At 57.6% G+C, this 16526-nt stretch carries 14 protein-coding genes; 6 read left to right on the top strand and 8 right to left on the bottom strand.

What is annotated here, in order from left to right:
* The first annotated feature begins 15 nt into the window (after nucleotides 1-15).
* The 3 genes from QFX05_RS01600 to QFX05_RS01590 are packed head-to-tail and all read left to right on the top strand — an operon-like array spanning nucleotide 16 to nucleotide 2837.
* Nucleotides 16-1020, top strand: coding sequence for a metal ABC transporter solute-binding protein, Zn/Mn family (locus QFX05_RS01600; protein WP_279740340.1), 1005 nt, complete (start codon nucleotides 16-18; stop codon nucleotides 1018-1020).
* On the top strand, nucleotides 1021-1920 hold the full coding sequence (locus tag QFX05_RS01595) for a metal ABC transporter ATP-binding protein (protein WP_279740338.1): 900 nt from the start codon (nucleotides 1021-1023) through the stop codon (nucleotides 1918-1920). It abuts the gene before it with no gap.
* A complete protein-coding gene (locus tag QFX05_RS01590; RefSeq protein ID WP_279740337.1) occupies nucleotides 1917-2837 on the top strand; it encodes a metal ABC transporter permease in 921 nt (306 codons plus the stop codon). The genes QFX05_RS01595 and QFX05_RS01590 overlap by 4 nt, the downstream gene beginning before the upstream one ends.
* 265 nt (nucleotides 2838-3102) lie before the next feature.
* Here QFX05_RS01590 and QFX05_RS01585 read toward each other — a convergent pair whose 3' ends face one another.
* Complete coding sequence (locus QFX05_RS01585) at nucleotides 3103-3567, bottom strand: Fur family transcriptional regulator (protein ID WP_279740336.1); 465 nt, start codon at nucleotides 3565-3567, stop codon at nucleotides 3103-3105.
* 157 nt (nucleotides 3568-3724) lie between these two features.
* Between QFX05_RS01585 and QFX05_RS01580 the strand changes: the two genes are divergently transcribed.
* Together QFX05_RS01580 and QFX05_RS01575 are read left to right on the top strand one after the other, a co-directional pair.
* Nucleotides 3725-4402 (top strand): MBL fold metallo-hydrolase, encoded by a 678-nt coding sequence (locus QFX05_RS01580; RefSeq protein ID WP_279740334.1) that lies wholly within the window; start codon nucleotides 3725-3727, stop codon nucleotides 4400-4402.
* 54 nt (nucleotides 4403-4456) lie between these two features.
* The gene (locus QFX05_RS01575) at nucleotides 4457-4885 is read left to right on the top strand and encodes an HIT family protein (RefSeq protein ID WP_279740332.1); all 429 of its coding nucleotides are present in this window, start codon (nucleotides 4457-4459) and stop codon (nucleotides 4883-4885) included.
* A gap of 94 nt (nucleotides 4886-4979) precedes the next feature.
* Here the strand turns inward: QFX05_RS01575 and budA are convergent, their stop codons facing one another.
* From budA to lipB, 5 genes are all read right to left on the bottom strand, one after another.
* The gene (gene budA / locus QFX05_RS01570) at nucleotides 4980-5729 is read right to left on the bottom strand and encodes an acetolactate decarboxylase (RefSeq protein ID WP_279740331.1); all 750 of its coding nucleotides are present in this window, start codon (nucleotides 5727-5729) and stop codon (nucleotides 4980-4982) included.
* Between the two features lie 660 nt (nucleotides 5730-6389).
* Entirely contained in the window at nucleotides 6390-7814 is a 1425-nt protein-coding gene (glnA, locus tag QFX05_RS01565; protein ID WP_279740329.1) for a type I glutamate--ammonia ligase, read from the bottom strand.
* A 314-nt stretch (nucleotides 7815-8128) separates the two neighbouring features.
* Entirely contained in the window at nucleotides 8129-8845 is a 717-nt protein-coding gene (locus QFX05_RS01560; RefSeq protein ID WP_279740327.1) for a DUF4191 domain-containing protein, read from the bottom strand.
* 208 nt (nucleotides 8846-9053) lie between these two features.
* Nucleotides 9054-10061, bottom strand: a complete 1008-nt coding sequence (gene lipA / locus QFX05_RS01555) for a lipoyl synthase (protein ID WP_049354315.1) — start codon at nucleotides 10059-10061, stop codon at nucleotides 9054-9056.
* A 164-nt stretch (nucleotides 10062-10225) separates the two neighbouring features.
* Complete coding sequence (gene lipB, locus QFX05_RS01550; protein ID WP_279740324.1) at nucleotides 10226-10981, bottom strand: lipoyl(octanoyl) transferase LipB; 756 nt, start codon at nucleotides 10979-10981, stop codon at nucleotides 10226-10228.
* A gap of 142 nt (nucleotides 10982-11123) precedes the next feature.
* On the opposite strand from lipB, the gene QFX05_RS01545 reads away from it, so the two are divergent.
* A complete protein-coding gene (locus QFX05_RS01545) occupies nucleotides 11124-12785 on the top strand; it encodes a peptidase (protein WP_279740322.1) in 1662 nt (553 codons plus the stop codon).
* Between the two features lie 177 nt (nucleotides 12786-12962).
* Here the strand turns inward: QFX05_RS01545 and sucB are convergent, their stop codons facing one another.
* Both sucB and lpdA read right to left on the bottom strand, forming a co-directional pair.
* The gene (gene sucB, locus QFX05_RS01540) at nucleotides 12963-14618 is read right to left on the bottom strand and encodes a 2-oxoglutarate dehydrogenase, E2 component, dihydrolipoamide succinyltransferase (protein WP_279740320.1); all 1656 of its coding nucleotides are present in this window, start codon (nucleotides 14616-14618) and stop codon (nucleotides 12963-12965) included.
* Nucleotides 14619-14809: 191 nt separating this feature from the next.
* A complete protein-coding gene (lpdA, locus tag QFX05_RS01535) occupies nucleotides 14810-16195 on the bottom strand; it encodes a dihydrolipoyl dehydrogenase (protein WP_279740318.1) in 1386 nt (461 codons plus the stop codon).
* Nucleotides 16196-16526: the final 331 nt, after the last annotated feature.

Below are 16526 nucleotides of genomic sequence, written 5' to 3'. Positions count from 1 at the left end.
CGAAAGAGAGCCCATATGTCGTACCCGAAGATTACCCGTAAGCACTTCCTCACCGCAATGGGCTCACTCGCTGCATCCTCCCTGCTGCTGGCAGGCTGCGCAACCGAGAACAACACCTCCTCCAGTTCATCCTCCTCGGCTGGTTCCAAAGGCAAGGTCAAGGTTGTCGCCTCCACCGACGTCTACGCAGATATCGCTAAGCAGATTGGCGGCGAATACATTGAGGTGACCGCGCTGATTGCCTCCACCAGCACCGACCCCCACTCCTATGAAGCCACCAGCGCCGACCGCCTTAAGGCAAAGGACGCATCCCTAATCGTCATCAACGGCGCAGGCTACGACCTGTTCCTTGAAGACCTCGCGGGCAAGGATAACACCTCCCAGAAGATTGTGAACGCGGTCAAGATCAGCGGTAAGCTCACCGACGCCGAATACACCCACCTGGTCGAGGACCACCGCGGCGGTGAACATCACGAAGACGGCGACGACCACGCCCACGCACACGAATTCAACGAGCACCTCTGGTACGACTTCGAAACCATGAAGAAGATCGCCCAGCAGATCGCTGAAGAGCTTGCAGGCCTCGACTCCGCACATGCTGAGGTGTTCCGCACCAACGCATCCACTTTCGCCAAGGAACTGGACGCACTGGATGCAGCAGCTAAGGCAATCGCCGGCGAGGGTAAGAAGTACCTGTCCACCGAGCCTGTGCCGGACTATCTGATTTCCTCCACCGGCGCAGAGAACGCAACCCCCAGCGAATTCGTTGAGGCGGCCGAAGCCGGCAACGACGTTCCCGCCCTCGTCCTGAAGGAAACCAAGGACATGGTCACCGAGAAGAAGGTCCATCTACTCGCATACAACGAGCAGACCTCTACCTCCCAGACCAATGAGGTGCTACAGGCAGCTAAGGACGCCTCGGTGAACTACGTATCCTTCACCGAAACCCTGCCGGAGAACACCAACTACCTGGCATGGATGAAGACCAACGTCAGCAACCTCGAAAAGGCGCTCTCCTAAGTGACTGGTAATAATAACGGTGCCACCCCCGCGATTTCTATTCGCGGGGGTAACCTCGCTTTCGGGGCCCGCACCCTCTGGAAAGATCTAACCCTCGACATCGGTGCAGGCGAATACTTCGCCGTGCTCGGACCCAACGGCTCCGGTAAGTCCACCTTCCTCAAAGTTGTTCTCGGTCTGACCGGACTCAACGCCGGCGAAATCTCTGTGCTCGGCAAGCCCGCACGCCTGGGCAACGCCGGAGTCGGCTACGTACCGCAACAGAAGTCCATCCCTACCTCCACCCCGATGCGCGCCCGCGACCTGGTGGGACTTGGCGTGGACGGGCCCCGCTGGGGCATCCGCCTGCACGGCCGAAAATACCGCGCCAAGGTGGACGAGCTCCTCGAAGCCGTCGGCGCGACCGAATACGCGAACGTGCCGGTGGGCCTTCTCTCCGGCGGTGAGCAGCAGCGCCTGCGTATTGCTCAGGCGCTCGCGAACGACCCGAAAATTCTGCTGGCTGACGAGGCACTCCTCTCCCTGGACCTCAACCACCAGTACGCGGTGGCTGAGCTGATTCACCGTTTCAATCGTGAACGCGGCGTGGCGGTAGTGTTCGTGACCCACGAGATTAACCCCATCATTGAGCATGTGGATCGTGTCCTCTACTTGGCGAATGGCCGTTTCACGGTCGGCTCGGTGGAAGAGGTTATGACCAGCGAGACCCTCACTTCCCTGTACGGAACTCCGGTGAGCGTGCTCAAATCCAACGGCCGCTATGTGGTGGTGGGTGAGACTCACGCCAGCGACCACTGCCATCTTGTGGGCACCGACCAGAACATTCATGGCTCTCACCTGAAGTCTGGTCTTTCTGAACCGCAGCGCACCCTACACCTTCCGGGAGGAACCACTCGATGACCATTCTTGCTTTCCTCCCTGCTCTGGCTCCGGTTGCCGTCGCGCAGAATGATTTGCTCTCCCGTATCTTCGTCTTTGACCGCTACGGTGAGCTGCTGCAGATGCTGCAGAACTCTATTTTTGCTGGCGCTGTTCTGGGCCTTATCGGCGGTTTCGTCGGTATTTTCGTGATGATGCGCGACCACGCCTTTGCGGTGCACGGCATCTCTGAAATGTCTTTCGCTGGTGCCGCCCTTGCCCTGTTGCTCGGCTATGACGTGGTGACCGGCTCCATGGTTGGTTCGATTGCCTCGGCTCTGCTGATTGCCTTTTTGGGCTCTAAGGCGAGTAACTCGAACTCGGTGATTGGTGCACTCATGCCGTTCGGCTTGGGCTTGGGTATTCTCTTCCTCTCCCTGTACCAGGGTCGTAGCGCCAATAAGTTTGGTCTGCTGACCGGTCAGATTGTGTCTGTGGATGCTGACCAGCTGCACACCATGATTATTGGTGCGGTGGTTATTATTTCCCTGCTGGTGATGGTGTGGCGTCCGCTGAGCTTCGCCTCCCTGGACCCGGAGGTCGCGCGCGCTAAGGGCGTGCCGATGCGCTTTTTGTCCCTGGTGTTCATGGTGATTCTGGGTATTGCTGTGGCGCTGTCGGTGCAGGTAGTCGGTTCGCTGCTGGTGCTAGCGCTACTGATTACTCCGGCGGCTGCGGCGATGCAGGTGACTGCCTCTCCGGTACGCACCCTGATCCTGTCGGTGCTGTTTGCGGAGGCGTCCATTGTGGGGGGTATTCTGCTGGCTCTTGCCGGTTCCCTGCCCATTAGCCCCTACGTGACCAGTATTTCCTTCCTAATTTATGTGGTGTGCCGTGTGATTGGTGGCGTGAAGCGTCGCCATAGCGCGTCGGGCCGTCAGCTGACTGAGAAGGCATAGAACCTATAAGAAAGAGCCCCGCCTCAGGAATGAGGTGGGGCTCTTTCATTGTCGTGCATGGGTGCCGCGGTGAAGGGGGGGGGGTGTCCCGGTGCGGCGGGGGCTTAGTATGTGTGGTGTTGTCTTGTACAGATGCCCTGTGTGTCGTGCTGTCGCGGCGTCAAAGATCTTTGAAGGCGCCGTTTCCTTCGTTGAGAAGGTTTTCCCTGGATGGGGATAGCTCCTCAGAATGAGGGGCTTAGAGGTTGCGGCTTAGCCTGCAACATTAGCGTGCAGCGCCGCCCTGCGATTCTTCCTGGCGACGTGCTAAAGTGCAGTCCGGGCAGTAGCCGGTCACTTCTACCACATGCTCCAGCTCCGAGAAGCCGTATTGCTTGCCCATCGCCAGCGCCCAGTCCTCGAGGGCGGGTGCTTCCAGCTCAATGGCGGTGCCGCATCGGCGGCAGAGCAGGTGGTGGTGGTGATCTTTCACCTGGCAGTGGCGGTACAGGGTCTCACCTTCAATGCCCTTGACCGAGTCGATCTCGCCGGCGTTAGCCAGCGACTGCAGTACACGGTAGGTGGTTGCGAGAGAGACCTGTTCCTTGCGGTTCGCGAGGATCAGGTGCAGATCCTGTGCTGAGATGAAATCACCGAGCTCTTCCATGGTCGCTTTGATGATGCGACGCTGGCGGGTATTTCGGGCTTCGGCGGGCTTCGTAATTCTCCGTACGGGAATATGAGTGTCCATTGCTGAACCTTTCGGGGCGGACCTCCGCCCCATTGTGTGGTCGATCTTGTCTTACGACTTTACACTAGAGGCGTTCAAAAGGTGAGTGATTTGCGCTTTATTCCAAAAGGTGAAGTCACCAACAGGCATGAATGAGAGTTAACGGTAGACTAAAACTATGAAAATGACGAAGTACACCCACTCATGTATCCGCCTTGAGAATGAGGGGCACACCCTCGTTCTTGACCCCGGTAACTTTGCTGCTGAAGGCGAACATGTCACCGTGCTGGAAGGCGCGGATTACCTGTTCGTGACTCACGCGCATCCGGACCATTTTGATGAACCGTCGGTGCTGCCGCTGATTGCTCAGCGCGCCGAGTCGCAGAACCCGTTGAAGATTTGGGCTCCCGAGGCTGTCGCCCAGGTTATTAATGAGGCTGTGCCTGCTGCCGAGGTTACCGTTGTTTCCTCTGATTCTGAGTTCAGCATCCCCGGTTTTGAGGTGAAGACCTACGGCGGTCAGCACGCCCTGATTCACCCGCTGATTCAGATGATCGCCAATGTTGGTTACCTGATTAACGGTGCCGTGTACCACCCGGGTGATTCACTGGTGGTTCCTCACCGGGTGCGTGCAAATACCGTCCTGGTGCCGATTCATGCCCCCTGGTCGAAGGTTCAGGAAGTCATCGATTTTGTGATTGCGACCGGCGCGCAGCGTGTGGTTCCGATTCACAACGGCATGATTAACCAGAACGGTACCGGCATTATTGAGGGCCTGGTGACGAATTTCGGTGCGAAGTACGGTACTGAGCTGAAGCATCTAAACCCCGGTGAGAGTATTGAGGTTCAGGCATAGAGTCTGAATTTTGAGATTCAAACGCGCTGATGACGGCGCATGAAGGAGAGTATCGTGAGCACGATTTTTACTAAGATTATTGATGGCGAAATCCCGGGTCGTTTCGTCTGGAAGGATGACCAGTGCGTGGCGTTCATGGATATCATGCCTCTGTCGGAAGGTCACCTACTGCTCGTTCCCCGCGCTGAGATTGACCGTTGGCCCGATCTGCCGGCTGAACTGGCAGCGCACCTGTTTGCTGTAGCGCACAAGATTTCTGGTGCCCTGGATCAGGCGTTTGATAAGGACCGTGTAGCTCTGATGATTGCGGGCTTCGACGTGCCGCATACCCACATCCACCTGTTCCCAGCTGACGGCATGGCTGATTACGATCCGGCTAATGCAAAGAAGGACGCAACCACTGAAGAGCTGGATGCGGCCGCCGAGAAGGTGCGTGCCGCCCTGCGCGAGCGCGGTTACGGTGAGTTCGTGCCCGAGGCGTAAGCGCCGTTTACAGTGCATATAAACACGAAGGGGCTGCCCTCTACAGATCTGTAGAGGGCAGCCCCTTCGTTGCTATATCCCGGGGGGGGGGAGCTTAGTGCTTTTCAGCCTTAGAAATCTGCTCTGCCAAATCCTCAGGGGAGAGATTAGCGGAGGAGAACTCAGAGGTCAGCGGCAGGTGCAGCTGCAGACCGGTACCGGGGCAAATCTCGACCTTTGCGGAGCGCAGCTTGAAGTCGACCACGTGGCCGCCGCGGGTGCGGTCGTCGTCGATGAAGTGAGCGTGGCAGCCCGGCACCGAAATACCCTGCTCGTAGATGGGTGTACGGAAACCAACAATCGTACCGGTCACGTTGTCAAACTGGACGATGTCTTCATTTTCGGTTGCGTCTACCATCTTCGGGTAGGGCTTTTCCTGCTTCTTCACGGTGCGGGTGCGGACCCATTCGAACTCGCCGTAAATCTTGATGGCGTACATGTAGTTCTTGGAGACGGTGAAGTCATCCAGAATCTGCGAGGCAGACTTACGGAGCAGGTTCTGCGGTAGCTCACGCTTAATCATGGGCACAAAATTAGTGACCACGGCGTAGGGGGTCTGCTGAGTCAGATCCGGCATAGATACGGAACCATCGTGACGCACCTGGTAGCAGACTCCGTCGAGGACGACCATTTCGCCGTCGAGACCGTTGAAGGTACCTACACCGAAGCTGCCGTGGCTCAGGAGTTCACCGATGGTCATCTCACCGTCGTAAATACCGTCCAGCAGCTGGGACATAAGACCGGTCTGAAAAACTTCGTTACGGAAGACAGTTTCACCGTTTAGGATGGTCGGCTGGTAAGCCATGAGAATTCTCCTTGTTGACATTGGAAGTAGCGTCAGACGGGTCGGTCGGTCATCGGCGATACTAGCTTTGGTGTATGAAAAACCCGGATACCTAGTCGAGAGAACACGGCCATGTGATGTCGCTTCTCGCGGAATTCGGAGGTGCCACCGGCCGGACGCTTGCACTTTCATTGTACGCCTGTCTGCGAAAAATTCCGGGACCTGCAAAGATAGTATCTTATAGTATGCTCTCATGCTCTTTGCGTCCGCTATGAGATTTTAGAGCTTCAACAGCATCTCCACATGCTCGATACCGACCTCTGTCCTGCCCACCTCTGCCAATATTTATTAGGTGGGAGCTGACGGCATAAAAAGACTGATGTTTCCTTCGGTTGCAGAACAAAAAAGGGAGGGACCGCCAGCATCAACAGCTTAGCCCTTAGAGCGACTCCAAGCGCAACTAAGACACACGAAGCTCATCGAGGAAGATAAATATTAGACACGAACCGTCACCAAAATGGTTCGGTGAGCCTGCACTCCACAGAATCCCTGCAGATACCCATCAGAACACACAACAATGGCCTATATGCTCCCCCAAGGGAACATATAGGCCATTGCATACTATTCGGAACGTAGCCCTATGCGGGGCCGGGCTCAGAGCTCAAATCTAGAAGCCTGGAATTAGACGCCGTAGTACAGCTGGTACTCAAGCGGGTGCGGAATCAGCGAGAGCGGCTCCAGCTCGTTCTTACGCTTGTAGTCAATCCACGCCTGAATCAGGTCCTCGGTGAAGACACCGCCCTCGAGCAGGAAGTCGTGGTCAGCCTCCAGAGCAGCCAGTGCCTCCTCCAGGTTAGCCGGAGCCTTCTTGATGTCCTTAGCCTCTTCAGCGGGCAGCTCGTACAGGTCCTTATCGATCGGTGCCGGCGGCTCAATGCGGTTACGGATACCGTCCAGACCAGCCATCAGCTGAGCAGCGAACGCGAAGTAGGGGTTAGCGGAGGGGTCCGGTGCACGGAACTCCAGACGCTTAGCCTTCGGGTTGGTACCGGTAATCGGGATGCGGATACCGGCAGAACGGTTACCCTGCGAGTACACCATGTTGATGGGAGCCTCGTAGCCGGGAACCAGACGCTTGTACGAGTTCACGGTCGGGTTAGTGAATGCCAGCACAGCGGAGGAGTGCTCAATCAGACCGCCAATGTACCAGCGTGCAGTGTCAGAGAGGTTAGCGTAGCCGCGCTCATCGTAGAAGAGAGGCTCACCGTCCTGCCACAGCGACTGATGGCAGTGCATACCGGAGCCATTATCGCCGAAGACGGGCTTAGGCATGAAGGTTACGGACTTGCCCCATGCGTCTGCGGTGCCCTTGATGACGTACTTGAACTTCAGCAAATCGTCAGCTGCCTTGGTGAGGGTATCGAACTTGTAATTGATTTCTGCCTGGCCGGCTGCGCCCACCTCGTGGTGGCTACGCTCAACCTCAAGACCAACCTCGTCCATTGCTACGCACATTGCGTCACGCAGGTCAGCCTGCTTGTCGACAGGGGAGACGGGGAAGTAGCCGCCCTTGACGGGGGTCTTGTTGCCCAGGTTGCCGCCCTCTTCCTTGCGGCCGGTGTTCCAGGGAGCCTCGTCGGAATCAATCTTGTAGAACACAGAATTCGGCTCAACCTGGTAGCGGACATCCTCGAAGACAAAGAATTCAGCCTCGGATGCGAAGAACGCGGTATCTGCAATGCCGGTGGACTGCAGGTAAGCCTCAGCGCGCTCAGCAACGCCGCGGGGGTCACGGTGGTAGGGCTCGCCGGTGCGGGGGTTCACGATGGAGCAGATGATGACCAGGGTCTTCTCAATGCGGAAGGGGTCAACGTACGCAGACTGAACATCGGGGATCAGCTGCATGTCAGACTCTGCAATGCCCTGGAAGCCGCGGATAGAGGAGCCATCAAAAAGCTGGCCGTTGATGAAGAAATCGTCATCAATTGCCTTAGCGGGCAAGTTGAAATGCTGCTGCACGCCGGGCATGTCGGTGAATCGGATATCAACGAAGACTACTTCTTCGTTCTTGATAAAGTCGAGAACTTCCTGGGGGCTGGTAAACATGAGGACTGCTCCTTGTGCGATTGAACGTAGGGGAGGGTATCTCCCGAGTAACGCGTCAATCTTTGATGTTAGTGTTGGTCGCGGGCAAAACCCTGTGACATATCCAGGATAGTGGTTATTTTTTGCGTATGCGTGACTATCGTGTTTCGGTAATGTTACAAATCTTGGAAAGCTGTTGCGTCAAAGGCAAACCCACAGTGCAAGGCACCAGATAGACACCCTGATTGCGAGAACAATCACTGGACATGGTAAAAGGCTCCGGAGTTTCCCCGAAAGGAAAAACCAGAGCCTTCACACTTACATAAAATCCTCAATTAGCGGCCGCGCATTGCACGACGGTCAGGACGAGCACGCATCGGGTCAACGCCCTTAGGCAGTCCATTCATCGGGTTACGCATCGTGTTCAGAGTGCTCAGACGACCCGAAATAACCTGCATCTCCTGCTGAGTCAGCGCCTTCGGAAGCTTGTTCATAGTCTTCACAACGTCCTTGAGCTCAACCTGACCTTCTTCGTGACCAGTCTCAATCACGTGAACCGGAACGCCGGGAGCTACACGGTTCAGGTGCTTTTTCTCGGTGTTAACCAGGGAACTCACACGGCTGTGAGGACCCTCGGTCACCAGCACAATACCGGGACGGCCCAGCGCACGGAACACTAGATCCTGGTTGCGGTTCGCAGCAACGGGCTGCTCCTCAACAATCCAGCCGCGGCGCACCGAGTTCATCGCCGCACCACTACGACCGGGCTGGTTCTCAATCTGAGCAAAAGCTGCAGTCTGCGCGCGCCGACCCAGCAGAAGCATCGCCACGATAGCGGCAACGCCCAGACCCAGAATCAGGAAAGTAATCCAGTTATTCAGGGCAATACCGATGAGGAGGAAAACCAAAAGGGTACCCAAAGCCGACAGAGTCAGAATCCAACCGATATTCGGGTCGGATTTCTTGGTCATCTGGTAGACCTGCTTCATCTGGGCGAAAGTGCCCGGAGTGCGTTCCTTCTTCTTTTTCTTCTCTTCGCGCTTATCTGCCACGATTCTTCCTCGGCTGGTTCTTCCGCGGCCCCGAGAAGCGCCTCAAACGCTCACGGAACCATAGTGACGTAACGATGCAGTGTAGCCTGCAATTTTTCTAGTTTACCGTACCCACACAAGGTACGGGGCATAAAGGGAGGCTCCTTGAACACCGAACGAACATCGGGTTCGAGGAGCCTCAACGCTCTCAGAAAGATTCTGAAAAGGCTTAGTAGCCTGCAGCCACCAGGGAGGAGGCTTCCTGCAGGGCTGCGCCCTCACTCTCAATGTGGGCAAGGTTCTCGGGGATCGGGTAGCCGTTCTTACGCATTGCACGAGCCCACAGGCGACCTGCACGGTACGAAGAACGAACCATCGGGCCCGCCATAACGCCAGCAAAACCAATCTCCTCAGCCATGTTCGCGAAGTCCACGAACTGCTGTGGCTTCACCCAACGCTCAATCGGGTGGAAGAGCGGACCGGGGCGCAGGTACTGGGTGAGGGTAATGATGTCACAGCCAGCATCGTGCAGATCGCACAGCGCCTCGTAAATCTCGTCGTCGGTCTCGCCCATACCCAGAATTAGGTTGGACTTGGTGACCATGCCGCCTTCCTTCGCCTGAGTAATAACATCCAGGGAACGCTCGTAACGGAACGCTGGGCGAATCTGACGGAAGATGCGGGGGACGGTCTCCAGGTTGTGCGCGAATACCTCAGGCTTAGCGTCAATCACCTTCTGAACATGCTCGGGAACACCCTTGAAGTCAGGGACGAGCATCTCAACGCCGGTGTTCGGGCACATCTTGTGAATCTGGCGGGTGGTCTCTGCGTACAGCCACGCGCCGCCGTCTTCCAGGTCGTCACGAGCAACACCGGTCACGGTTGCATAACGCAGACCCATGACCTTCACGTTCTTAGCAACCTTGAACGGCTCAGCGTAGTCAACAGCGACGGGCTTGCCGGTTGCAATATTGCAGAAGTCGCAACGACGGGTGCACTCGGAGCCACCAATCAGGTAGGTTGCCTCACGGTCTTCCCAGCATTCGTAAATATTGGGGCAACCAGCCTCTTCACACACGGTGTGCAGACCCTGACCGCGAGCCAGCTCGCGCATCTCGTTGTATTCGGGGCCAACAATAGCCTTGGTCTTAATCCAGTGAGGCTTCTTCTCAATGGGAACCTCAGCGTTGCGGGCTTCCACACGCAGTAGCTTGCGTCCTTCAGGTGCGGTGCTCAAAAGTCTTCTCCTTGGTCTCGGTGTGCCCTCTGTGCAGGTGGGCCACCTTTTATTTTACGCCCGCTTGGGCATAGGTGAAACTGATTGTCGTATATGACGAACAAAGCCGGACGCGTTACGTGTATGGCCCGTTCGATGCTTATTGGCTGCGTCTAACTCTGTGTTTAGTCCTGCGCCGCCACGGGTTCGAAGGACTCCGCCAAGCGGTTCTGATACTTCAGAAGCTCCGCCTCCAGCGGCACCAAAATATCGGCGGGGGTGACAGTGCGGCCCAGCTGCTCCGAAATGGTGGTAACACCAGCATCGCTAATACCGCAGGGAATGAACTGCTGGAAAGGTGCAGTGTCATTGCAGCAGTTAATTGCGAAGCCGTGCATGGTGGTGTTACGCGAAACGCGCATGCCCAGTGCCGCAATCTTCTTGTCCTGGGTGATGCCGTCGCCCAGAATCCACACGCCGCTACGGCCCTCAACGCGCTCACCCTTAATGCCCAGACCAGCCAGGACGTTAATGATGATTTCCTCGATGATACGCACATACGCCACCACGTCAATGGGCTCGGGCAGACGCAGAATCGGGTAGCCGGTCAGCTGGCCGGGGCCGTGCCAGGTCAGCTTGCCGCCGCGGTCAATCTTGACGACGGGGGTGGACTTGTCTGCGGGATACTCGTGGTCTTCCGTGCGTTTACCGGCGGTAATCACTGCCTCGTGCTCAAGTAGAAGAATCGTATTCTGGCGGGTGCGGTTAGCCACCTCATCGTGGATGCGGTACTGCTCGTCAAGGCACTCAACATAGTTCACATAGTTCGGGGCGAAGCCCACGCGTTCAATCGTCACAGACATACTTTCTACCTTAGTACTGCTAGTGGAGGGAAGAAAATTAGGGCGCCCTGAATCACGTGATGAGCGAACACCTCGCAATGTTACATGAGGGTGTGCTTAGGGGCAGGAGGGTTGAAGAGGTAGATAAATACCTGAATCCACCTATAAGATTCTTTGGAGTTCTTGAAGTATTTTAGCGTGATTAAAGATATTATTTGATATGTTTTGATAACATAATGGTATGATAAGCAAAGAAGCACACGTTCTGGAAAGCATCGCCAACCCGGCTCTACCCACTCTGCAGATTGTCGAGTACCGGGGTGAAGCTACCGAGAGTGCGCCCTCCGTAATCTCTGCGCACTCCGGACGCTACACTCTGCGCACCATTCCTCAGCCAGCCCTGTCCGCTCCCGCTCTACGGCCGGCACTCAACGGGTATGGATTCGAGGAAAACACGGATGCATCTGCTCAGGGGCACGCCCAGACCCCGCAGGTAGCCGCCGCCCTACGTAATGCGCCCGGACTCGCCAAGCTCCACGCCGTTACTGGTGACCGCGCCGATAGCACCGATCGACTGTGCCTCTGGTACGAACCCCTCGACGCGGGCACCCTCGACAAGCTCCTGCGCGCTCGCACCCTGACACCCGCCGAGATCATGACCCTGGCGCGAACCCTGCACCGGGCGCTCGGCACCCTCAAAAAGGTAGGGGAGGGGCGCGCCGAACTCAGCGCCGAATATATTGCTCTGAGCGCCTCCGGAGTGCCCAAACTTCTGCTTCCTGATGCGGCCTATCGTGCAGCGACTCCTCAAGATATGGAACAGCTCACCGCCGCTCGGGGCAACTACGCCCGCACCGCAGCAGCCCTGCTCTGGCAAGCCGCATGCGGACACACACCGGAACCCTCCGCTGCCCGCATACCCCTCTCACTGCGCATGGTGTCACTGCGGATGGGAGCCACCGGCACCGCACCCGAAGGAGCACCCAGCAGCGAGTGGATTGAGCGCCTCGGTAGAGCCCTCGAATACCTGCTTGACGCACCCGACCAGGAGGCGGCGCTCGCAGGGCTCAGCTCCGTGGTCGCCCTCGCGGAGGAGGTGCCGCCTCGTCCACTCAACGTGTACCTGAGCTGTTCAGAAAGAGCCCGCGCCCTAATTCCCGCAGCTGTGGAGCCTGCGCCGGTGCAAAAGCTCTCAAAGGCTCAGAAGGCGCAACGCTACCTGTCGGAACCTTTGCTTCGCGTGAAGAAGCTGGGGCTCGCAGCTGTCGCAGGTTCTAAACCATTGAGCTCTGCAACGAGCTCCGGGGCTAGCCTTACAAAGAACCCTGTAAAGACTACACCCGCCCCAAAGAAAGCAAATGCGACGGATGCATCCCGCCTGATGATGCTACGTGGTGCGTTCACCCGCCCCACCGAGCGATTGGGACTGGCTGCGTGGCTGGGCATCGCTGTGCTCGTGCTGGGGGCTATCATGCTGCCTCTTGGGTTTACCCTCTACGGTCAGAACGCCCCGGCAACGGCACAGCCCGTATCCTCTCAAACCATGAACGCAGCGGGGGAGCAAGCACCCGGCGGCATGGCAACACAGAATCAGAGCGCGCAGGACAAGACAACGAAGGGCGAACAAATCCTACGAGCCCTCATCGATCAGCGGAACCACGAACGGCGCATGCGAGGCGGCGCAGAACTCACCCTAGATACAGCCGAAGAACTCAGCCGCGATAGTGAGAATATCCGCGTGATAGCGGTGGTCTCCGCATCCGGCTACCGCGCCAATAAAACTGAGCAGGAAGCCCGTAAGCTCAGCGAAGAAAACGGCGTCACTCGCCAGAAAGTCATCTTCGACCTGCACCGCGGGGAGAAAGGTTGGGAGATAGCCCGTGCCGAACCCATCCAAGCATAGCTGACACCGCGTAACTGACACTGCGAGAACCGCGGACACAACAAAAGCGGCGGCCCCACCCACCGAAATGGATGGAGCCGCCGCCTTTTGCTCGCTGTCCGGCAAATCCCGGAAAGTTACGCTTGGCTACCCATCAGGGTACCCCCACAAGGAAACTTCCTTGAGTCTTTGCAGGTCTTAGAGACCCAGCTCAGACTCGAAGTTTGCCTCCTCCAGGCGGGTCTTGAGGGTGTGGAGGAAGCGACCTGCGTCTGCACCGTCGACCACACGGTGGTCGTAGGTGAGGGACAGGTAGCACATGGAGCGGATAGCGATAACGTCGTTACCGTCAACATCCTTAACAACCATGGGGCGCTTCACGATGGAACCGGTACCGAGGATTGCAACGTTCGGCTGGTTGATGATCGGGGTGTCGAACAGTGCACCGAAGGAACCAATGTTGGTGATGGTGAAGGTCGAACCCGACAGCTCCTCGGGGGAGATGTCACCGGTACGTGCGCGGCCACCCAGGTCGCCAATAGCCTTTGCCAGGCCAGCAATGCCCAGGTCAGAAGCATTCTTGATGACCGGAACCAGCAGACCCTTGGGGGTGTCCACAGCAATAGCGATGTTCTCGGAGCCGTGGTAAGTGATCTGCTTGTAGTCCTCAGTCATGGAAGCGTTCAGAGCGGGGTGCTGCTGCAGAGCCTCAGCAGTTGCCTGGACGAAGAAGGGCAGGAAGGTCAGCTTAGCGCCCTCACGAGCAGCGAAGCCGTCCTTAGCCTTTGCACGCAGCTGAACAACGCGGGTCACGTCAACCTCGGTGACCTGGGTCAGCTGAGTGGAGACGTCCAGGGACTCACGCATACGCTTTGCAATAACCTGGCGGATACGTGCGGTCTTCTCGACGGTGCCACGCTTGGGGGAAACCTCGAAGGTGTGCGGTGCCTTTGCGGAACCAGCAGCCGGAGCAGCAGCTGCAGCGGGTGCAGCAGCGGCGGGAGCAGCGGAACCCTTAGCAGCGATAGCAGCCTGAACATCCTGCTTGCGGATGCGGCCACCAACACCGGTGCCCTTGACGGTGGACAGATCGATGCCGTTGTCCTTAGCGAGCTTACGGACCAGCGGGGTCACGTATGCTTCGCCCTCAGCAGCTGCCGGAGCGGCAGGTGCAGCGGGAGCAGCAGGAGCGGCCGGAGCAGCAGTGGGTGCTGCGGGAGCCTCAGCAACCGGAGCGGGTGCAGCGGGAGCAGCCGGTGCAGCAGCAGCGGAAGCGTCGCCGATGATAGCCAGAACCTGGCCAACCTCTGCGTCCTCATCCTCGGGGATGCGAATCTCGAGCAGGGTACCTGCTACGGGGGAGGGAACCTCGGTGTCAACCTTGTCGGTGGAAACCTCAACCAGGGGCTCGTCAACCTCAACCTGCTCGCCAACTTCCTTCAGCCAGCGGGTAACGGTGCCCTCGGTGACGGACTCGCCCAGTGCGGGCAGCAGAACCTCGGTGCCTGCAGCAGCAGCTGCGGGAGCAGCCGGTGCAGCAGCGGGTGCTGCGGGAGCTTCAGCAGCCGGAGCGGGAGCAGCAGCAGCTGCGGGAGCAGCCGGTGCAGCAGCGCCGGAACCGTCGCCAATGATAGCCAGAGCAGCGCCGACCTCGACGTCCTCATCCTCGGGGACGAGAATCTGCTCAACAACGCCTGCTACGGGGGAGGGAACCTCGGTATCAACCTTGTCAGTGGAAACCTCAACCAGGGGTGCGTCAACCTCAATGGTGTCGCCGACCTCTACGAGCCAGCGGGTAACGGTACCCTCGGTCACGGACTCGCCCAGTGCGGGCAGTACTACGGTGTGGGACATAATCTTTCCCGTTCTCCTTGTGAATGCTTGAACTAGAAAAATGTGAGCGGCGACCCGGATGCGCGCCGTATGCATCGAAGCACGTCGACGCGCATCTGGATAGGGGGCGTTGTTCAGCGGATACGCCCGCAACCGCTAACGACCAACGGTCGTCAATACTAAGCTGACGCGCTAACGCCAGTCAGCAAAATTTATGCGCTGTGCAGCGGGGTGCCGTTCAGGACCATTGCTGCCTCACCCAGGGACTCGTTCTGAGTCGGGTGTGCGTGGATGAACTTAGCGACGTCCTCGGGGAATGCTTCCCAAGCAACCCACATCTGAGCCTCACCAATCTGCTCACCCATGCGCTTACCAATAGCGTGAACACCAACGATGGGGCCGTCCTTCTGGCGGACAACCTTCACGATGCCGGTAGCACCGAGGATAGCGGACTTACCGTTACCAGCCAGGTTGTACTCAGCGGTCTCAACGTTCTCAGCGCCGAACTTCTCCTTAGCCTTGGGCTCGGAGTAACCAACGGAAGCGATCTCCGGGTCACAGAAGGTGACCTTGGGGATGTTGACATCTTCAACGATGGTGGGGTTCAGGCCAGCGATCTCTTCTGCAACGAAGATACCCTGCTGGTAACCGCGGTGAGCCAGCTGAACGCCGGGGACGATGTCGCCAACAGCGTAGATGTTGCCAACACCGGTGTGCAGGCGCTCGTTAGCCAAGACGAAGCCGCGATCCATGGGGATGCCCTGCTCCTCGTAGCCCATGTTTGCAGTGTTCGGGCCACGACCAACAGCGACCAGGACAATCTCTGCCTCGAAGACCTTGCCGTCAGCCAGGGTGACCTTAGCACCGTTAGCGTCCTGCTCAACCTTCTCGAAGAGGGTGCCGGTGTTGAACTTGATGCCGCGCTTCTTGAACGCACGCTCCAGAACCTTGATGATGGCTGGATCCTCGTTGGGAACCAGGTTCGGCAGGCCCTCGATGATGGTGACGTCAACACCCATAGCGTTCCACATGGATGCGAACTCGCAACCAATCACGCCGCCACCGAGCACGATAGCGCTCTTGGGCAGGTAGTCCATCTCCAGCGCCTCAGTGGAGGTCAGAACGCGACCCTCAATGGGCAGACCAAAGGTCTTGGAGACCGAGCCGGATGCCAGGATAATGTTCTTACCCTTGTACTCAACACCACCGACGGTAATGGTGTCCTGAGCGGTCAGCTTACCCTCGCCGGGGATAACCTCTACGCCCTTCATCTTCAGCAGGCCCGCAAGACCCTTGAACTTACCGGAGACGATGCCGTCCTTGTAATCGCGAACCTTGCCCATCTCGATGGACTGCAGTACAGCGTTAACGCCAACCTTGGACGCCTCGCGTGCCTCTTCAGCCAGTTCAGCAGCGTGCAGGTACGCCTTGGTGGGGATACAGCCGGTGTGCAGGCAGGTGCCGCCGACCTTTTCCTTCTCGATCAGACCGACGGTGAAGCCTAGCTGGCGTGCGCGAATAGCTGCCGAGTAGCCAGCGGAACCGCCGCCGAGGATGAGGATGTCGAATTCTTGAGCCACGATATTGCTCCCTTGCATAGTTGTTGGGGCTGAAACCCCTGCAATGAGTTCTTTACCAATTTACTGGTAGGTTCCTCAGCATGCGCGAAAGGCCCGCGAGCTCGAAAAACTTGCGCGCCTCTCCGCGCACGCAGAAAAACACTTAATACAACAATACCCCCGTTGAGGGTCGTTTAAGTTCACTCAGGGCGGTTTTAGCCGATTAATCGCCTAAACACCGCAAATTTTTCACCACGCAAGAAAAGGGCGGGTCATAAAACAGTCAGATGACAGCACCACCACAGTCGGAACATATAACGCAGTCAAGAACAAGACAAAACAAAGAGGAGGGCTCCCCGATAGAAATACA

It is taken from the genome of Rothia similimucilaginosa (assembly GCF_029850875.1).
Lineage (GTDB): Bacteria > Actinomycetota > Actinomycetes > Actinomycetales > Micrococcaceae > Rothia.
The sequence above is the reverse complement of the archived record's forward strand: the minus strand, read 5'-3'. Positions and strand labels throughout refer to the sequence as shown.